This is a genomic window from Frankia sp. CeTa3Moorea, assembly GCF_978021225.1.
In genome coordinates this window covers 1-16,891 of sequence record NZ_CDXDOR010000115.1, presented here as the reverse complement: position 1 = coordinate 16,891, position 16,891 = coordinate 1, and the positions used below count along the sequence as shown (strand labels likewise).

The 16,891-nt window shown below is 68.7% G+C and carries 17 protein-coding genes; 12 read left to right on the top strand and 5 right to left on the bottom strand.

Annotation, left to right across the window (positions count from 1 at the left end; all coding sequences use genetic code 11):
- From AC08OV_RS18030 to AC08OV_RS18020, 3 genes are all read left to right on the top strand, one after another.
- Nucleotides 1–1,125: B12-binding domain-containing radical SAM protein (locus tag AC08OV_RS18030; protein WP_476615489.1), on the top strand; the 1,125-nt coding region annotated here is incomplete at its 5' end.
- 58 nt (nucleotides 1,126–1,183) lie between these two features.
- Entirely contained in the window at nucleotides 1,184–2,377 is a 1,194-nt protein-coding gene (locus AC08OV_RS18025; RefSeq protein WP_476615488.1) for a DNA glycosylase AlkZ-like family protein, read from the top strand.
- A 55-nt stretch (nucleotides 2,378–2,432) separates the two neighbouring features.
- On the top strand, nucleotides 2,433–2,768 hold the full coding sequence (locus tag AC08OV_RS18020; RefSeq protein WP_462189174.1) for a MazG nucleotide pyrophosphohydrolase domain-containing protein: 336 nt from the start codon (nucleotides 2,433–2,435) through the stop codon (nucleotides 2,766–2,768).
- 58 nt (nucleotides 2,769–2,826) lie between these two features.
- Here AC08OV_RS18020 and AC08OV_RS18015 read toward each other — a convergent pair whose 3' ends face one another.
- The gene (locus tag AC08OV_RS18015; RefSeq protein ID WP_476615487.1) at nucleotides 2,827–3,042 is read right to left on the bottom strand and encodes a hypothetical protein; all 216 of its coding nucleotides are present in this window, start codon (nucleotides 3,040–3,042) and stop codon (nucleotides 2,827–2,829) included.
- Between AC08OV_RS18015 and AC08OV_RS18010 the strand changes: the two genes are divergently transcribed.
- The 3 genes from AC08OV_RS18010 to fxsT all read left to right on the top strand — a co-directional run bounded on the left by AC08OV_RS18010 (nucleotide 3,035) and on the right by fxsT (nucleotide 7,900).
- Nucleotides 3,035–3,841, top strand: coding sequence for a hypothetical protein (locus tag AC08OV_RS18010; RefSeq protein WP_476615486.1), 807 nt, complete (start codon nucleotides 3,035–3,037; stop codon nucleotides 3,839–3,841). The genes AC08OV_RS18015 and AC08OV_RS18010 overlap by 8 nt on opposite strands.
- A 593-nt stretch (nucleotides 3,842–4,434) precedes the next feature.
- Nucleotides 4,435–4,713: a hypothetical protein gene (locus AC08OV_RS18005; RefSeq protein ID WP_476615484.1), complete on the top strand. Its 279-nt coding sequence runs from the start codon at nucleotides 4,435–4,437 to the stop codon at nucleotides 4,711–4,713.
- Nucleotides 4,714–5,161: 448 nt separating this feature from the next.
- Nucleotides 5,162–7,900, top strand: a complete 2,739-nt coding sequence (fxsT, locus tag AC08OV_RS18000; RefSeq protein ID WP_476619985.1) for an FxSxx-COOH system tetratricopeptide repeat protein — start codon at nucleotides 5,162–5,164, stop codon at nucleotides 7,898–7,900.
- Nucleotides 7,901–7,988: 88 nt separating this feature from the next.
- Here fxsT and AC08OV_RS17995 read toward each other — a convergent pair whose 3' ends face one another.
- From AC08OV_RS17995 to AC08OV_RS17985, 3 genes are all read right to left on the bottom strand, one after another.
- A complete protein-coding gene (locus tag AC08OV_RS17995; protein ID WP_476614463.1) occupies nucleotides 7,989–8,378 on the bottom strand; it encodes a hypothetical protein in 390 nt (129 codons plus the stop codon).
- 87 nt (nucleotides 8,379–8,465) lie between these two features.
- On the bottom strand, nucleotides 8,466–9,317 hold the full coding sequence (locus AC08OV_RS17990) for a trypsin-like serine peptidase (protein WP_476614462.1): 852 nt from the start codon (nucleotides 9,315–9,317) through the stop codon (nucleotides 8,466–8,468).
- Between the two features lie 594 nt (nucleotides 9,318–9,911).
- Nucleotides 9,912–10,253, bottom strand: a complete 342-nt coding sequence (locus AC08OV_RS17985; protein WP_476614461.1) for a cytochrome P450 — start codon at nucleotides 10,251–10,253, stop codon at nucleotides 9,912–9,914.
- Nucleotides 10,254–10,921: 668 nt separating this feature from the next.
- Between AC08OV_RS17985 and AC08OV_RS17980 the strand changes: the two genes are divergently transcribed.
- Both AC08OV_RS17980 and AC08OV_RS17975 read left to right on the top strand, forming a co-directional pair.
- Nucleotides 10,922–11,242, top strand: a complete 321-nt coding sequence (locus AC08OV_RS17980) for a putative quinol monooxygenase (RefSeq protein WP_476614460.1) — start codon at nucleotides 10,922–10,924, stop codon at nucleotides 11,240–11,242.
- A gap of 135 nt (nucleotides 11,243–11,377) precedes the next feature.
- On the top strand, nucleotides 11,378–12,250 hold the full coding sequence (locus AC08OV_RS17975) for an NAD(P)-dependent oxidoreductase (RefSeq protein ID WP_476614459.1): 873 nt from the start codon (nucleotides 11,378–11,380) through the stop codon (nucleotides 12,248–12,250).
- 118 nt (nucleotides 12,251–12,368) lie between these two features.
- On the opposite strand, the gene AC08OV_RS17970 is transcribed toward AC08OV_RS17975, so the two are convergent.
- On the bottom strand, nucleotides 12,369–12,932 hold the full coding sequence (locus AC08OV_RS17970; RefSeq protein ID WP_476619984.1) for a hypothetical protein: 564 nt from the start codon (nucleotides 12,930–12,932) through the stop codon (nucleotides 12,369–12,371).
- A gap of 827 nt (nucleotides 12,933–13,759) precedes the next feature.
- On the opposite strand from AC08OV_RS17970, the gene murI reads away from it, so the two are divergent.
- The 4 genes from murI to rdgB all read left to right on the top strand — a co-directional run bounded on the left by murI (nucleotide 13,760) and on the right by rdgB (nucleotide 16,889).
- Nucleotides 13,760–14,662, top strand: coding sequence for a glutamate racemase (gene murI, locus AC08OV_RS17965; RefSeq protein ID WP_476614457.1), 903 nt, complete (start codon nucleotides 13,760–13,762; stop codon nucleotides 14,660–14,662).
- Entirely contained in the window at nucleotides 14,659–15,405 is a 747-nt protein-coding gene (locus tag AC08OV_RS17960; protein ID WP_476594308.1) for an MBL fold metallo-hydrolase, read from the top strand. Before murI ends, AC08OV_RS17960 begins: the two co-directional genes overlap by 4 nt.
- A gap of 81 nt (nucleotides 15,406–15,486) precedes the next feature.
- The gene (rph, locus tag AC08OV_RS17955) at nucleotides 15,487–16,230 is read left to right on the top strand and encodes a ribonuclease PH (protein WP_476614456.1); all 744 of its coding nucleotides are present in this window, start codon (nucleotides 15,487–15,489) and stop codon (nucleotides 16,228–16,230) included.
- Nucleotides 16,227–16,889 (top strand): RdgB/HAM1 family non-canonical purine NTP pyrophosphatase, encoded by a 663-nt coding sequence (gene rdgB / locus AC08OV_RS17950; protein WP_476619983.1) that lies wholly within the window; start codon nucleotides 16,227–16,229, stop codon nucleotides 16,887–16,889. The genes rph and rdgB overlap by 4 nt, the downstream gene beginning before the upstream one ends.
- Nucleotides 16,890–16,891: the final 2 nt, after the last annotated feature.

The window sequence follows — 16,891 nt, the reverse complement described above, 5'->3', positions numbered from 1 at the left end:
AGTGCTGACCAGTTACCCGCGACCTACGGATTCATGAAGGAAGCCCGCGAGCACAGCCAGATCGACCCCAGCGCGCTGGTGATGGTCGGCGGCGTGCACAGCAACTTCTACCCCGACGAATCGCTGCGCGACTTCCGTGCGGACGTGGTCTGCGAAGGCGAGTCGGAGGAGACGATCCTCGATGTGCTGGACCGGGCTGCCGCGGGCCAGCCCTTCACCGGCATCGCCGGCACCCGCTGGATCGAGGACGGGCGGGTCCGGACCGAGCCACCGCGCCGGCTGATGAGGGACATCGACCGGCTACCGCTGCCCGCCCGGCATCTGCTGCCCGTCGGGGACTTCGTGCTGGAAGACCGGCTAGCCGGCCGAGACATCCGCATGGCGCACGTGATGTTCAGCCGCGGATGCCCCTTCCCGTGCTCGTTCTGCGCGGCCGGGCAGACCCGCATCCAGTACCGCTCCGGGGCCAGCGCCCGCACCGAGTTGAACCAGCTCATCGACCGGTACGGCGTGCAGGGCTTCGCGATCGTCGACGACAACTTCATCGTCAACAAGCAGAAGGTCGGTGACATCTGCGATGCGGTCGGTGACCTCGACCTGTCCTGGTCGGCGCTGTCCCGCGTCGACACCATCGACGCGCCGTTACTGAAGAAGATGGCGACCTCGGGCTGCATCGAGATCAAATATGGAGTCGAGTCCGGGAGCGAGCAGCTCCTACGGGCGATGCGCAAGAACACCACCCGCGAGCAGATCAAAGCGGCGTTCGCAGCGACCGCCGACGCGGGGATCGAGGGCAAAGCGTTCATCATCCACGGCTTCCCCGGGGAGAATGCCGAGACCACCGCGGAGACGATGAGCCTGCTGGCCGAGCTGGGATCGTCCCTGAGCCGGGTGTCGCTGTTCCGGTTCGTCCCCCTGCCTGGCACACAGGTCTACGCCGATCCCGACCGGTACGCGCTGCACGGCACGCACACCCAGCCCGACTGGGACCGCGACTGGTCGAAGTTCCACATCCACCACAACAACCGGCACTGGTGGGGCACCGCGGAGCAGTGGCAGGAGACCGAAGATTCCTACCAGCGGCTACGCCACTTCGTCGAAGACCACTGGAATGCACAGGGATGAACCCGACTCGGCCCGGCCCGTGCATGGCGGGGTGACGGACCGCTGATAGCGTGCTGCGGTGGTCGCCGTCGCTCCCCGTACCGCCGGAGCCGTCACGCTCACAGCCGACCAGGCCAGCTACTTGTGGAACTGGACGCTCATCCGGCAAGGACTGCATCCCGATCATCGTTTGTCGTCCGTCGCCGAGATCGCATATGCCGGGCTGGGCCTCCACGCCGCGCGCTTACCCAGTCCGTTCGCGACCGTCCTCGCCCGCGCTGCCAGCCCCGAAGCCGCGACATCGCTATTCGCCCCCCAGTCGGGCCTCACCACGCTGCGGTGCATGCGCAAGACGCTGCATCTTCTACCGCTCGATCTGGCGGCCGTCGCGCATGCCGCGACCGCCCGCTACCGGTTGCGCGACGCCGCCCGAATGGCCGTCAACGCCGGTGTGTCCCAGCCCGTCGTGACCCGGGTGACCCGGCTGCTCATGCGGCTGCTCGCGGGCGGCCCGCTGCCGGTGCGGCAGATCGAAGCAGTCCTGACCGCCTGCGGCGAGCCGGTCGCGGCCGTCCGCGTCGCCGTGAAAACGGCGTGGGAACAGGGATTGCTCACCTACCTGAACCAGTCCGGTTGTTGGAATGCAGAACGCCGAGCCTTCGCGCTGACCTCCGACGTCCACCCCGGCCTGGACGTCGCGCAGGATCCCGGAAAGGCGACGCGAACGCTGGTGTACGCCTACTTCGACCGGTATGGGCCAGCGACTCTCAAGGACGCGACGTGGTGGTCGGCCCTGTCCCGGACCGCCATCACCGCCGCGCTGAACGCCTCGGATGCCGAGTGGCTGGAGATCACCACACCGTGGAGCCCAGCCCGGGCCTACATGACCACCGCCCGGTACGAACAGTTCCTGGCTGCCGATCCCGCCGCCCACACGAGCGGGTTACACCTGCTCGCCCACGAAGACGTCGCGCTCAAGGCGTACTTCGAGACCCGAGAGAGGTATCTGGGCGGCCTACCGACAGAACAGGCGTTCAATCAGATCGGTGAAGCGCTACCCACGATCGTGCTCGACGGGCAGGTCCAGGGCGCGTGGGCGTGGCACCCCGTCACCCGAACTGTCATTCCGACAGTCGTCCGCAACCGAACCGCCCTGACCCGCGGTGTCGCCGCCGCCGCCGATGCGCTTACCGCCGCGCTGCGCACGGGCTGGCGCGACCGGACCCCGACCGCCGTCCGCCACGACCCCAACCAGCTCACCCTGGCCATCTGACTCTCCCAGCAACACCGGCCGGGCTCACACCTCACGCAGAGAAAGGTCCACCGCCATGCGTCCGCTGGCCGCCGGCTTTGACCTGACCGAGTTCCAGCAGTACGTCGCCGCCATGGAGAAGGAACGGGGGTTCTCCGAGCGCAGCGTCACGGAGCAGGCTCTGCTGCTGGGCGAGGAGGTCGGTGAGCTGTTCAAAGCCGTCCGCAAAAGCGAGAACCTCAGCACCGCGACAGGGTCGGTCGTCGGCTCCGTCGACGAGGAGCTCGCTGACATTTTGATCTTCGTGTGCGCCATCGCGAACCGGTGCGGCATCAACCTCAGCGATGCCCTCCTCCGTAAGGAGGCCCTTAACGAGACACGAGTCTGGGTCTCGACAGGTACGGCATCCTGACAGATAGGTGGTGCGGCCCGCCGCACCGGCGGCGCCACGGCACCAGGGGCGACAGGGGTCAGACGTCGGTAACTCGACGGGTGAACTCCAGCGCGGTGGGATCGTCCCCGGCCGCTCGGCTCAGAGGGACGGCGAGTTCGCGGATGCGGTCCTCGACTACCGCATTCGGACATGTCTGGAGCGCTGCGACTGCGTCCAGCCCGGCGGCTCCCGCCGCGTCCAGGGCGGGCCTGTCCCCATCGAGGTGGCCACGGGCGACCGGCAACATGCGCAAGGCCAATACCCTGCCAGTCGTCGCCGAACGTGGCGGCGGCGCGGGTGCCGTGGATGACCGCCATCCGTCCGCGGCCTGGAAGGTGGGACACAGCGATCGCCGTGTAGAGATCTTCCTCGGCGGTGTTCCACGTGAGCGCTGGGCCGGTCAGCGATCCGCGCATTCCTGCACGCATCTCCTGGATCGCCGCATCGGCGCGGTCCGGGTATCCGGCGGCGGCAGCTGCCTGAGCCTCATATGCAGCGAGCCGCGCACGCTGCGCTGGGTGCGCTTTCGGCTGGGCTCGCGCCGCAATGTCCGCTACTTCCGTGTACTGGCCGTCGTTAAACGCCACGCAGGTCCGGATCCCAGCAACCCGGCCGGTCAGCAGCGGCTCGCCTACAGCGTCGGCGTGGCGCTCAGCGAGCGCCACGAATCGGCCAGCCAGAAGGATGTCCCCAGAAAACCGGGCCAGGGTAGACAGGCCGGCGGCAAGCTGCCCAGCGAGCAGGACCAGCTGACAGCTGTATGCGGGGTGGACACGCCGGGCGAGCATCGTTTCTACGTCCTGCCATGCTTGAAAGGCGGGCGGAAACAGATCGGCGGGCGGGAGCGTCCACAGGTTCCGTTCAAGATGCGCCAAGGCCGTACGGCAGTCGGCGAGCGCGAGCGTCGGCGGCTGTGCCTGATCGAGCCGCGCCCCGACATCCCCGGTAGCGGCGAACACCGCTGCCGCGCTCAGACCTCCAGCATGGCCAAACAGCTGACGTCTGTCCGTCTGTCTCACTCAACTCTGACAGAGAGGGGTATGCGCACCTGAATGCCCTATGCATTCTGTCGCGATGACACTGCGGAGTGTGTCATAACACTACCGCCGCTTGTGCGGCTAACCGCGCATCTCAACCCACTCGGGAGGATCCATGTCGCCCACCGACTCCCCGAGGATGCCGGTCGCCGCCGTGGGTGGCGCTCCGATCGACTCACCGTCTCGGAACAGCGGAGCGCTGGCCAGGAACATGGCCACGGCACGCACCGGGAGGGGGCTCAACCTGTCGAGCGCTCTCTCCCAGTTGTCTACCCATCGTCCCGGCCTGGACCGGATCCCCGTACGGGACGAGGCGCCGGCGAACTATTCGATCTCCGTGCTCGACGGATCCGGGAATCCGGTCGAAACCCTGATCGGCTGGTCGACCGCCCGGCTTGCCGACGAGTACGCCCGCACCCTGACCGGTATCGCCGGCTACCAGGTGGTGCCCTACCGCCGAGCCAGCGATCCCTGGAACCGGGGCCGCCGCCAACGGCGCCGGCGGCCCCTCAATCCCTCCCCACCTGCGCGCCCTTCCACCGTCAGGGCACTCCGTGAGCACGGTTGCAGGTGGGGAGGCACCATCACATACGCGAGGAGACAGACGCATGGGCAGGCGAACCGACCCCGGCACACCGTTGGACTGGCACCGGGCGGCCTGTGCCCCCGCGGCCCAGTTCGCCCGGAACGGCGCAGAGGTCGTCATCCAGTACCGGTATGCCGGTGAGGTCCACGAGCTACGGCTTCCCAACGTCATCTGGCCCGGCCTCGTCCAAGAGGCCCGTGTGGCCACGTTCACCACGCTGACCGCCGAATGGGCGAAGTGGGCGGTCGCCGGCGGCCTGGTCCGCCACGCGGACGGTCAGGTGGATCTGCGCTACGGCTAGCTGGGCCTCCGGGAGATCCGCCTGCCCGCCACGATCTGGGGTCAGATCCTCGCCGCGATCCACGCACACGCCATCGACGGCCTCGACCGATGACAATCCAGGCCCAGATCTGTCTGGCCTGCCGCGGATACGGGGTGCGGAGCAGCATCTACGCCACGGTTCTCGGACACCCGCAGGGGTTCATCGTGTACTGTCCGTGGTGTGCCGGCACCGGCCGCACCACCTGGGCGCCGCCCGTCTGACCCCCTGCCAGTGGCCACGCGGAGGAGGGCGGCCACCCCCCGGCAGCCGATGTCGAAGCCATCCGCCATCGCCAGGTCGTCCTCACCGCCCACCAAACCACTGGTGCACGAGAAGTGGGCGGGCCTCTCGGGTGTCAGCCCGTTCGGCTGTCCGGTACGCGTCTGGGTTGTGACGATCCGTGGCTACTGTGGCAGGCTGTGCGGCTATGGGCACGGGGGTCCCGGCGTCAGGCGGCGGCGCGGTGCAGGGCGTGGCGAGGTCGCCATCGTCGGGGGTGGATTTCTTCGTCTCCTACACCGGGGCCGATCAGGGGTGGGCGGAGTGGATCGCCTGGGTCTTGGAGGACGCCGGCTACCGGGTGCGGATCCAGGCCTGGGACTTCAACGCGGGTAGTCATTTCGTCACCGAGATGCATCAGGCGGCACAGGTCGCGGCCCGCACGATCGCGGTGCTGTCGACGGCCTACCTGTCCTCGGCGTTCGCGGAGGCGGAGTGGCAGGTCGCCTGGGCCGCCGACCCGTCCGGGCGGGCGCGCAAGCTGCTGGTGTTCCGGGTGGAGGAGTGTGACCGGCCGGGGCTGCTGGGTCAGCTGGTCAGCGTGGACCTGTTCGGCCTCGACCGGGACATCGCGGCCGGGCGGCTGGTGGCCGCGGCACGTGGGGAGCGGAGTAAGCCGGCGGTGGAGCCGGTCTTCCCCGGCGGGCCCGCCCAACCGATGGTCGCCGCGACGGGGATGGAGCCGATGTTCCCCGGGCGGCTGCCCGATGTGTGGAACGTGCCGAGTCGCAACCGGCATTTCACCGGCCGCCAGTCCCAGCTCGACCAGATCCGCACCGAGCTGGGGGCGGGGCCGGTGGCGGTGACCGCCCTGCACGGCATGGGCGGGGTGGGCAAGACCCAGTTGGCCGTCGAGTACGCCCATCGGCATGCCGCCGAGTACACATTGGTCTGGTGGATCGACGCGGAACAGACCCTCCTGGTCGGCGAGAAGTTCGCCGCGCTCGCGGGCCCGCTGGGTCTGTCGACCGATGGAGCGGTATCCGACATCGCGGCCATCGTGCTCGCCGCCCTGGGCCGTCGGGTGGGGTGGCTGGTGGTGTTCGACAACGCCGAGGATCCCGTCGCCTTGCGGGACTGGCTGCCAAGCGGACCGGGCCATGTGCTGATCACGTCCCGGAAGCCGGGCTGGGAGGCACTCGCCGCCGCGGTCGACGTGGACGTGTTTGAACGGGCTGAGGCGGTGGCGTTCCTGACCCGCCGTCTTCCCGGCCTGGACGCGGCGGTAGCCGACGCGCTGGCTGCCGAGTTGGGTGACCTGCCCCTGGCGTTGGCGCAGGCCGCCGGCTACCTCACCACGACCCGGACGGATCCGGCCGGTTACCTCGCGAAGTTCCGTACCCGGCGTACGACGCTGCTGGGCAAAGGGGGCGATCCCCTCTATGCCGGCACCATCGCCACCGCCTGGTCCATGGCCCTGGAACGGCTGCAGGCCGACGCCCCGGCCACCGTGCAGCTGCTGACGCTGGGCGCGCTGCTGGCTCCCGAACCGATCCCGTTGGCCCTGTTCGATGACCATCCCGATCTTCTCGACGGCCCGTTGGCGCAGGCGTGCGCCGGTACCCATCCCCAGCTCGACCTCGACGATGTGGTCGGTGACGCGCTGGCCTACTCCCTGGCCCGCCGGAGCGGGGACACGATTCAGCTGCACCGCCTCGTCGGGGCAGTCATCGCCGGTCAGCTGCCCGAGGAACGTCGCGACGTCCTGCGCGGCGTGGTGGTGGCCCTGGTGGAGGCCGCACTGCCGGATGAACCCCACCGGTCCGGGACGTGGCCTGTCTACGCCATGCTGGTCCCCCACGCACGTACCGTGTTCCGTCCGGACCGTCCCGGCGTCCTGAAACTGCTCGAGTATCTCGACGCCAGTGGTGGCTACCGGACGGCGAAGATCGTGCAGGAGGACGTCCACAACGACACCGTGACACGGCTGGGCGCCGAGCATCCCGCGGCTCTGCGTACGCGTGCCGCCGTCGCCAACTGGACCGGGGAAGCGGGGGATCCGGGGGGCGCGCGCGACATGCTCGCGGCGTTGCTGCCCGTCTGCAGCCGGGCCCTAGGCGCGGACGACCGGCAGACTCTGCTGGTCGCGGCTCGTCTCGCGGACTGGACCGGGCAGGCCGGCGACTGGCCCGGCGCGCGCGACCTGTGCCTGTCCATCCTGCCCCGGTGGCGACGCGTCGCGGGTGAGGATGATCCGGAGACCCTGTATGTCTGGGCGAATCTCGGGTTCTGGACCGGGCAGGCCGGCGATGTGGCGGGCGCGTGCGCTCACTACGCCGCGTTTCTGCCGATCAGGGAACGAGTTCTGGGATCGGAACACCCGGATGTTCTCGAATCTCGTGACCAGTACGCCCGTTGGATCGGGGAGGCTGGGGATCCCGTGGCCGCGCGCGACCTGTGCTCGGCGCTGCTCACCGTCCACGAGCGGGTGTCCGGCGCGGAGCATCACGGCACGCTGTGGGTCCGCACCAACCTCGCCTGGTGGACCGGCAAGGCGGGTGACCCTGCCGCCGCCCGCGATCAGTACGCACAGTTACTGCCGATCCGTGAGCGGGTCTCGGGTCCCGAGCATCCCGCGACCTTAGTCGCCCGGGGTAACTTCGCCTATTGGGTGGGTCAGGCGGGAGACCCCGCGATGGCCCGTGACCAGTACGCCGCCCTGCTCCTGATCCACCGGCGGGTCCTCGGCCCCGGCCATCCGGACACGTTGCTCGACCAGCGCAACCTCGCCCACTGGACCGGTGAGGCGGGGGATCCCGCGGGTGCCCGGGACCAGTTCGCCGCGGTACTGGCGCTGTTCGAACGGGCGTTGGGACCCGAGCACCGCGAGACCGTGGCCGCCCGCACCGAGCTCGCCGTCTGGACCGCCCGGTGCCAGCCGTCGTAGGGCAGGGCGGTGCCCCCTTCGGCCTTGGGCGGGCGGCCTTGGGCGGGCTGGTCCGGGGCTGAGCAGGGGAACGCGGCTGCGATCCTGGTCAGCGGCGAAGCGTCAGCGTGCCGTCCCGGACGGTTCCGGCCAGTGTGGTTTCGCCGGTCCAGGTGACTCCGGAGGCATGCTCGGGACTCGGTAGGTCGGCCAGGTCCAGTCCGACAAGCCGCAGTGCCGGCCGGCCGCACTGCGGCGGGTAGGAACCGGCGAGCCCGGTGCACAGGTAACTGGCCCCGTCCGGCCTGATGAGGACGTACCCGCGGACCGTCACCTGCCGGTCGGGCGGGGCGGCGAGCGCACCCGCCACATCCAGCACCCTGCCCGGTGCCGGCCCGGTCGGTTCCGCCGGCCCGGCGTTGATCGGACCGGCGCACCCGACGAGCACGCAGAGCAGGAGGGAGAGAAGGGGGAGGGAGAAAGGGGGGAGGCGTGTCACGGCGCCCTCCTCCGGCGCGATGAAAATCACGGTAAATTCGAAAAAAAGGGGACGCGCATTTCCCGCGTCCCCCCGGCTGTGGCCAGCCTACAGATTCGCGGTCGCGTAGTACAGGTCGCGCACCTCGTTGCCGAAGTACGGGCCGTTCCACTTGTACCGGACGCCGTTGGCGTCCCAGAACACCCAGCTGTTGACGGAGTCGAGGTATCCGAACGTTCCGTCGAAGTCGTCCAGCCAGGGTCCGCCGCTGGCACCCTCGGTCATGTTGCAGTTGATACCGACGAAGCCGCCGTCGTTGTACGTCGTCCCACTACAGTATTGCAGGGAGAGCCCGTTGAACGGCGCCCGAGCTGGGTAGCCGAACTGGTAGACATACTGCACCAGCGGGAAGTTCCATTCGATTCCCTGACCACCGACGACGTTGACGATGTGCTGTCCTGAAGCGTTGGTGTTCAGCACTGCGACGCCGAAGTCGTAGGCACGGTTGGCGTTCTGCACCCAGCTGCTCCAGCTCCAGAGCTGGCGCGCGGACCACACGCCGTAGGGCGCGTTCCCGTTGTTGTAGCGCGGGACGAAGACCCAGTTGGTGAACCAGGCCCCGCCGCCGCCCGGGTTTACGCAGTGGCCGGCGGTGAACACCAGGTTCTTGCCGCCGCTGTTGACGGTGCCCCCCGAGCAGGAGTAGCTGACGCCGCTACTGTCGGTGAAGAATACGCGTCCGGACGTGGTGGCCGGCGGGCTGGTCGTCGAGCCGTACCAGGGTGCCGCGGTCGGCCCGAAGCCCGGCCCGCCGCCGGCTGTTCCCGGTGCTGTTCCCGGTACGGGCTCAGGGACATGCGGGTTCACCCGCTCGGCCGGGCCGCCGCGCACCGCCGGCCCCTGTTCCTGGACTTTGCCGCTATTCGCCTTGCTCGGGTCCACCGGCTTGGCCTCGCGCATACGATCTGACGTCCAGAATGTGGACGCCTCCCGTGCCCTACCGTTGGCTATGTCCGGCCCGGCGACCGGTCCGGCCTTCGCCGCACCCGACCGGGCTGCTGCGCCACCCGGATCCGCGACCGCCGGAAGGCCGTAGCCAAGCCCGACGGTCAGGGCTGTCGCAGCTGCAAGCGCAGCCGAACGGGACCATGTGAGACGAGATTTCACTCCGCGCCATCCTCGATTCTGCATTACCGGTCCGACGTCGTATCGAACTCGGCACGCATCGTGGCAGGAGTGCGGAACAATCGGGCTTGAAACCACTGACGACACGCCGGGCTCCATGTCCGCGCCGGCGACGGAGATCGCGAGAATTCACCCGATGACGGCATTCATGCCGCACACCGGCCGTTCAACCGATGCCCTCCATTCGAGGCTGGAACCGCGCCCTCGCCGACTGGTCCCTGCGACGGACTGGTGGCAGCCGGTCAGCCGACCGCCACCAGGGTTCCACCCAGGGAAGGAACGACGACCTGTCAACGTCACCATCAGCGGCCCACGTCAATGCTTGTGCATATCCGCCGTACAGCACGCGTCCCTCCCCCGCGTCGGGCGCTATCGCTCCGGAGCGAGGCGCACGGGTAGGACATCCCAGCCGTAGACGATGAAGGAGGAAACCTGATCCAGTCCCTTCTCGACCGGACTGATATCAGGGAAACGCTCGAAGAGAGCGGGCAGGGCGTAGCCGGCCTCCAGATGCGCGAGAGGAGCGCCGATACACCGGTGGACGCCGACACCGAACGCAAGATGATCATTTTCGTCGCGGCTCGGTTCGAACAGATGGGCGTCGACGCCATAGTGGTCGGGGTCATGGCCGGCCGCGACAAGGTTGGGAAGGATGGCGGACCCGGCCGGGATGGTCACAGAAAAGACCACGCCCGGCGGGGTCGATGGCATACGGCTGGACGTAGACCATGCAAGTCTCCTGAATCGTCAGAGTAACAGGGCGCCGATCTTGCCTACGTCCCGTCGGAGTGCGGTGCAGCGGCCAGCCGTCAAGGGATTTCCGTTCACGAGCCAGTGCACACGAGTCTCTCGAATTTGAACTACGAGTCGATGGAAGAAATCAGGCTGTGGCCCGCCTGGCGCCAATCGCTATGCTGGCCGGGTGGCACGTCCCGGTCCGCGGCGCCGGGGACCTGAGCGCGACGCGGGTCGCCTCGGCCAGCGGGAGCTATCTGCCGCGGAGCAGATCGATTCTCAGCAGACCCTTCTACCATTCGGCGGCATCGCGACATCACCGCGCTCCGCCTCGGAAAATTCCTCTCTCCGACCGGGAGACCATGCCCGCCATCCACCAGATCCAGCCTTGAGAGAATACCATCGGGTACCGTTCATGACGCTCATATCGGCTTTGATCGACAAAATCTGCTGTACATCGGCATCCTGCCGTCAAGGTCCGGATGGCCCGTCCCGGGCTGCACAAGGCAGCCGATCTCAGGCCGCACCGATGTGGCCAGGCTCTCAGGCCACCATTAGAGCGATCTCCTGGATACGGTAACAGTACGTCGCGAAGCGACAGCGCCCCGCCATATCCCTGTCGCAATACCTTGAGGAGGAGATCCATGTTCGGTCTGACGGTGCGGTTCGAGGTACGCCCGGACACGGCGGACGCGTTCGACGCGTTGGTGGCCGAGACGGTGCCGCTGATCGCCGCCCACGAACCCGGGACCTTGATCTACACTACCCATCGGGTGGCCGGCGACGACAATGCCCGGCTCTTCTACGAGCTCTACCGCGACCGCGAGGCGTTCGAGGATCATGAGAACCAGCCGCACATCCACCACTTCGTCGCCGAGCGGCAGGATCTGCTCACCGGTCCCCCGCGTATCGAGTTCATCACACTGACCTCGGGCACCGGGCTTCCTACGATGACAGGCGCCTGAGAACCCGGCACCTGCCGGTCCGTTCTTCACACGCCCTGGGCCGGAGCCGCTGATGCCGCTTGGCCCAGCCCAGCCCAGCCGGGCAGGAAACCCGCGTCGGCGGACCGTCCGCCGACCAGGCCAGGAGGGTGACGCATGAAGATCGGTTTCATCGGACTCGGCGGAATGGGCAGCGCCATGGCGCGCAATCTGATCGACGCCGGCCACACCGTGCTGGCCTGGAACCGCTCACCGGATCCCGTCACCGAACTGGCCGCCGCCGGTGCGGTCCCCGCCAGCATCTCCGAGGCGTTCGCCACCGGAATCGTCCTCAGCATGCTGGCGGACGACCAGGCCGTCACCGATCGCCTGCTCGATCCGCGGGTGCTGACCGCCGCGCCGGCCGGAGCACTGCATGTGAACATGGCCACCGTCAGCACCGCGCTGGCGATCCGTGCTCGGCGTGAGCACGCCGAGCACGGGCTGCGCTACCTCGCGGCTCCCGTCTTCGGCCGGACCGACGCCGCCCGCGCCGGCAACCTCACCATCGTGACCAGCGGCGATCCGGACGCGATCGCCGAGGTTCAGCCTCTGTTCGACGTCCTCGGCCGGCGAACCTGGACGGTCGGCGACGCGCCGGAACACGCCAACCTGGTGAAGATTCTGGGCAACTATCTAATCGCCTGCAGCATCGAGGCGATGGCGGAGGCGAGCGCCGTCATCGAGGCCGGCGGGATGAACCCGGCCACGTTCATCGAAGTACTCACCGACAACCTGTTCACTGGCCCGGTCTTTACCGGCTATGGCCGCATGATCGGAAACCGGGATTACGAACCCGTCAACTTCCGTCTCCCGCTCGGGTTGAAGGACGTCCAGCTCGCGCTGGCCTCAGGGCTGGAACGGAACGTTCCGCTGCCCTTCGGCGGCGTGCTGCGGGACGCCTTCGTCGACGCGCTGGCGCACGGCCAGACCGACCAGGACTGGGCCGCGGTGGCCGAGACGGCCCGCCGACGCGCCGGGCTCGCCTGATCCACGGCGCCGGGCCGCCACTGCACCGCACTGCACCGACCTCAACGAGCGCAGCACGGACGGGATGTACCTGGCCGAGGACTGTACCCTTGGCCGATCGGTTCCCGCATGAGCGTCACTACGGCTGGCGGCTGTCATCGTGGTGCTTCTCTGGCTCCGCCGGCACCGGGCCGGACTGCGTGGCCCGGTGATGCGGTCCGGTATCGGCGGACAGCAGGCCGGGCATGGACGCTCCGGTAAGGGCGGGCGGCGAGAAACCCGCGCCACGGCGGGCCGCGGAACCATACCAGCGGTCGTCGTCGAAACCGCTCTCGTCGTCGCTGCCGTCCGGACCGTCCCCGCCGGCGTAGTCCCAGCTCGACGACCAGTTGTCCGACGAGGACTCGACGGAGGCATCGGAGGCGTCCGAACTCGCCCAGTCGAACTCACCACGACCGAACACGAACGAGCCACCCATCGGACGATTCTCCGGTATTGAGCGGTGCACGGACACCGACGCCGACGCCGAGCCGACGACACGCGGGATCACAAGCCAGGCAGTGATGTTGACCCCCACGACGACGAGGATGATGACAATCGGGACCAGATAGCTGTACTCAGGCGGCAGCATGACGGCAAGCGCCGTCAACCCTCCCACCAGGAGGGCGACGCCCGTGGAGATCGCCGCGAGGAGCCGGGCCATAGGCATGTTCCTATCGCCGTACGGCCAGCGACGCCCCCGATCGACGTCAACCCGACAAGCCAGGAGGACGGTTTGGTGACGTGCATCCCGCTTGCACCGTCCGTCCTCACATCATGGGCCGATCTCAAATGCTCGGAGAGCCACCCGACCGCGGCCCTCCGTATGTGTGGCCACGTGCTGACGCCCCCCGCTCCCCCTGGATGGCTTCACGGCTGGACGACAGCAAGACCACCGCATGACGTCAGCGTAGAAGCGACGTCAGCGTAGAAGCACGGGGCGACATCGGGAATCACGTCGCATCGGCACCCGGAGACGGCCCGGAGACATCGAGGATGCGACTGGGGTGCCGCGGATCGGGGACGGATGGGAACGACCCGGACACCTCAGCCGCGTCCTCAACATACCTGCTCGATAGCTAGTAGTCACTGATCGATTACAGGCAGTTCTAGCCTACACCCCGTTTGGCGCGCCTGTACCCGTATGGCGTACCCACCCGGGCACGGCTCCTCGTGGACGATCGACAGACGGACCACGCGTTTCCCGCGATACATCGACGAAAGATCGCGTTCCGGACCGGGCGGAGGTCATCGGGCGATCCAGCGGACCGGGACGATCCCGGATGTCGAACCGGCCACACCCCGGCTCCTCGCGGCACGCGGACGCCTTCACCTGGGTAAACAACGAGGTATGACGCACAGCGATGCGCCCAGCTCAGCGGGGCGAGATGATCCTATGTCGGACACGCGAGGACTGTCCGGGATCGGACAATGGTTCCGTGACAACAGCCACAGGGTGAGCATCGGGTTTCCGGCTTAGTCTGATCGCTCATGAGCGGCGCGCCAATCGGGGTGTTCGACAGCGGGGTGGGCGGTCTGACTGTGGCGCGCGCCATTCTGGACCAGCTCCCGCATGAGCCCCTGGTGTATCTCGGGGACACCGCTCGGGCACCCTACGGCCCGCGGCGGATCGCCGAGGTGCGTCGCTACGCGCTCGATGCCCTCGACCGGCTCGTGGACGAGGGCGTGAAACTGCTGGTCATCGCCTGCAACACGGCAAGTGCCGCCTGCCTGCGCGACGCCCGGGAGCGTTACAACGTACCGGTCATCGAAGTGATCATGCCGGCGACTCGCCGGGCGGTCGCGGCGACCCGCAGCGGGCAGGTAGGCGTCATCGGCACGCTGGCGACGATTGCCAGCCGCGCCTACGACGACGCGTTCACCGCCGCCGCGGGCGTGGAGCTGACCGGTGTGGCCTGCCCGGCGTTCGTGGACTTCGTTGAGCGGGGTATCACCTCTGGGCGGCAGTTGCTCGGCCTGACCGAGGCGTACCTCGCACCATTGCAGGAAGCCGGCGTAGACACGGTGATACTCGGATGTACACATTACCCACTGCTGACAGGGGTAATCGGCCTCGTGATGGGAGAGGGCGTCACCCTGGTGAGCAGTGCCGAGGAGACGGCCAAGGACACCTACCGGGTACTCGTCCGGCATGGGCTCTTCCGCGATCCGGGCCTTCCGCCGCCCACGCACCGGTTCCTCACCACGGGTGATCCAACCTTGTTCAGCCGGGTGGGACGCAGGTTCCTCGGCCCCGAACTCGTCGGCGTCGCGGCGGTGTCCCCGCCTGTTCCCGCCGCGCGGGCCACAGTCACGCCTCCAGCCGCCTGGGCCGCCCGAACCGGGGCGGACCAGGAACCCTCCTCCCAGCAGAGCCCGGTGGTGCCACGGTGAAACTGACGATCCTCGGCTGTTCGGGCACGTATCCCGGCCCGACGTCGGCCTGTTCGTCCTACCTCGTCGAGTCGGACGGGTTCCGGCTCGTCCTCGACGCGGGCAACGGGTCCATGGGTGAGCTACAACGGCACTGCGACCTGCGTGAGATCGACGCGGTGCTGCTCAGCCACCTGCACGGCGACCACTGCCTGGACCTGGTGGCCAACTCCTACGCGCGGCGGTACCATCCGGAGGGCATGCCGCCCAAGCTCCCGGTCTACGGCCCGATCAACACCCAGGAACGGCTGTGCGGAGCGTTCGAGAAATGGCCGGACGACAGCCTGGCCGACATCTACGACTTCCGGACCATCGGCGCCGGCTGCCTGCACATCGGGCCGTTCCGGATCGATCTCACCCGGGTGGCCCATCCAGTGGAGGCCTACGGCGTCCGCCTCACCGCCGACGATCGGGTACTGACCTACTCGGGCGACACCGGGGCGTGTGACCGGCTGGTCCGCCTCGCCACCGACAGCGATCTCTTCCTCTGCGAGGCGTCGTTCCTCGATGAGGAGGACAACCCCCCGGACCTGCATCTGACCGGCCGGGAGGCCGGCGAGCACGCCCGGCGAGCCGGTGTGGGCCAGCTCGTGCTCACGCATCTTGTCCCGTGGGGGAACGCCGCCCGTTCCGAGGAGGAAGCGGCCGGCGTGTATGACGGCCCGCTGACCCTCGCGAGCCCCGGCACCGTCTACGAACTCTGAGAACTCTGACGGACCGCACCTCCGCACCTCGGCGCGACCTCGGCGCGCGGCCGGGTCGCCCTGGGCCGATAGTGTCGCGTCGTGATACGAGCGGATGGCAGGAGACCGGACGAACTCCGGCAGGTGACGATCCTGCGGGGATGGCAGGAGCATGCGGAGGGATCCGCGCTGGTCAGCGCGGGCCGGACCAGGGTGCTGTGCGCGGCCTCGGTAACCACGGGGGTCCCGCGCTGGCGCAAGGGCAGCGGCCTGGGCTGGGTGACCGCCGAGTACTCCATGCTTCCACGGGCCACCGACACCCGTAACGATCGCGAGTCCGTGCGCGGCCGCATCTCCGGGCGGACCCACGAGATCTCCCGGCTGATCGGCCGCAGCCTGCGTGCCTGCATCGACCTGAAGGCCCTCGGCGAGAACACCATCGCGATCGACTGCGACGTGCTGCTCGCCGACGGCGGCACGCGCACCGCCGCGATCACCGGCGCCTACGTCGCGCTGGTCGACGCCGCCCGCTGGCTCGGCCGGCCCGGCACGATCACCACGAGCGTCAGTGCGGTCAGTGTCGGCGTGGTCAAGGGCGAGGCGATGCTCGACCTGGCCTACAGCGAGGATTCCACCGCGGACACCGACATGAACGTGGTGTGCACTGGGGCGGACGGTTTCGTCGAGGTCCAGGGCACCGCCGAGGGCACCCCGTTCGACCGGACGATGCTCGACAGCCTGCTCGACCTTGCAGTGCGTGGATGCGCCCAGCTCACCGCGATCCAGACCGAGGCGTTGCGCGGCCCGGTTCCGGCGGGGCCTCCTCGCCCGGGAGGTGCTCGATGAGCGCCAAACACCACGGATCGACCCGGACGACGAAGGTGGTCCTCGCCAGTCGCAACGAGGCGAAGCTCGCGGAGCTGCGCCGCCTCCTGGTGGCCAGCGGCCTGGCCGTGGAGCTGGTGGGCCTGCCGCCCGGCAAGGAGGTACCCGAGACCGGGACGACCTTCGCTGAGAATGCGCTGATCAAGGCGCGGGCGGCGGTCGCGGAGACCGGGCTGCCGGCGGTCGCCGACGACTCCGGGCTCGCCGTCGACGAGCTGGCCGGGATGCCGGGGGTGCGTTCGGCTCGATGGTCGGGCCGGCGCGACGGCACCCGGGTCGAACGGGACACCGCCAACAACACCCTGCTGCTCGCGCAGCTTGACGACGTCCCGGCCGACCGGCGCCACGCCGCCTTCGTCTGCGCGGCGGCCCTGGTCACCCCGGACGGCATCGAACGGGTCGCCCACGGCGAGCTACGTGGCACCCTGCTGACCGAACCTCGCGGCGCGGGCGGCTTCGGCTACGACCCACTGTTCCTGGCCGACGGTCAGACCCGGACGAACGCCGAACTGTCCGCGGCGGAGAAGGATGCGATCAGCCACCGCGGCCGAGCCTTCGGCGAACTGGCCCTGATCCTCGGCGAGGTCCTCGCTGCCCCACTCACCCCCGCCACCGACTGAAC

Coding starts and splice junctions, on each gene's coding strand:
- AC08OV_RS18020 (WP_462189174.1), top strand. CDS start 2,433: ATGCGTCCGCTGGCCGCCGGCTTTGACCTGACCGAGTTCCAGCAGTAC.
- rdgB (WP_476619983.1), top strand. CDS start 16,227: ATGAGCGCCAAACACCACGGATCGACCCGGACGACGAAGGTGGTCCTC.
- murI (WP_476614457.1), top strand. CDS start 13,760: ATGAGCGGCGCGCCAATCGGGGTGTTCGACAGCGGGGTGGGCGGTCTG.
- AC08OV_RS17980 (WP_476614460.1), top strand. CDS start 10,922: ATGTTCGGTCTGACGGTGCGGTTCGAGGTACGCCCGGACACGGCGGAC.
- AC08OV_RS18010 (WP_476615486.1), top strand. CDS start 3,035: ATGCGCAAGGCCAATACCCTGCCAGTCGTCGCCGAACGTGGCGGCGGC.
- AC08OV_RS17970 (WP_476619984.1), bottom strand. CDS start 12,932: ATGGCCCGGCTCCTCGCGGCGATCTCCACGGGCGTCGCCCTCCTGGTG.
- AC08OV_RS17975 (WP_476614459.1), top strand. CDS start 11,378: ATGAAGATCGGTTTCATCGGACTCGGCGGAATGGGCAGCGCCATGGCG.
- AC08OV_RS17985 (WP_476614461.1), bottom strand. CDS start 10,253: ATGCCATCGACCCCGCCGGGCGTGGTCTTTTCTGTGACCATCCCGGCC.
- AC08OV_RS17990 (WP_476614462.1), bottom strand. CDS start 9,317: ATGCGCGAGGCCAAGCCGGTGGACCCGAGCAAGGCGAATAGCGGCAAA.
- fxsT (WP_476619985.1), top strand. CDS start 5,162: ATGGGCACGGGGGTCCCGGCGTCAGGCGGCGGCGCGGTGCAGGGCGTG.
- AC08OV_RS18005 (WP_476615484.1), top strand. CDS start 4,435: ATGGGCAGGCGAACCGACCCCGGCACACCGTTGGACTGGCACCGGGCG.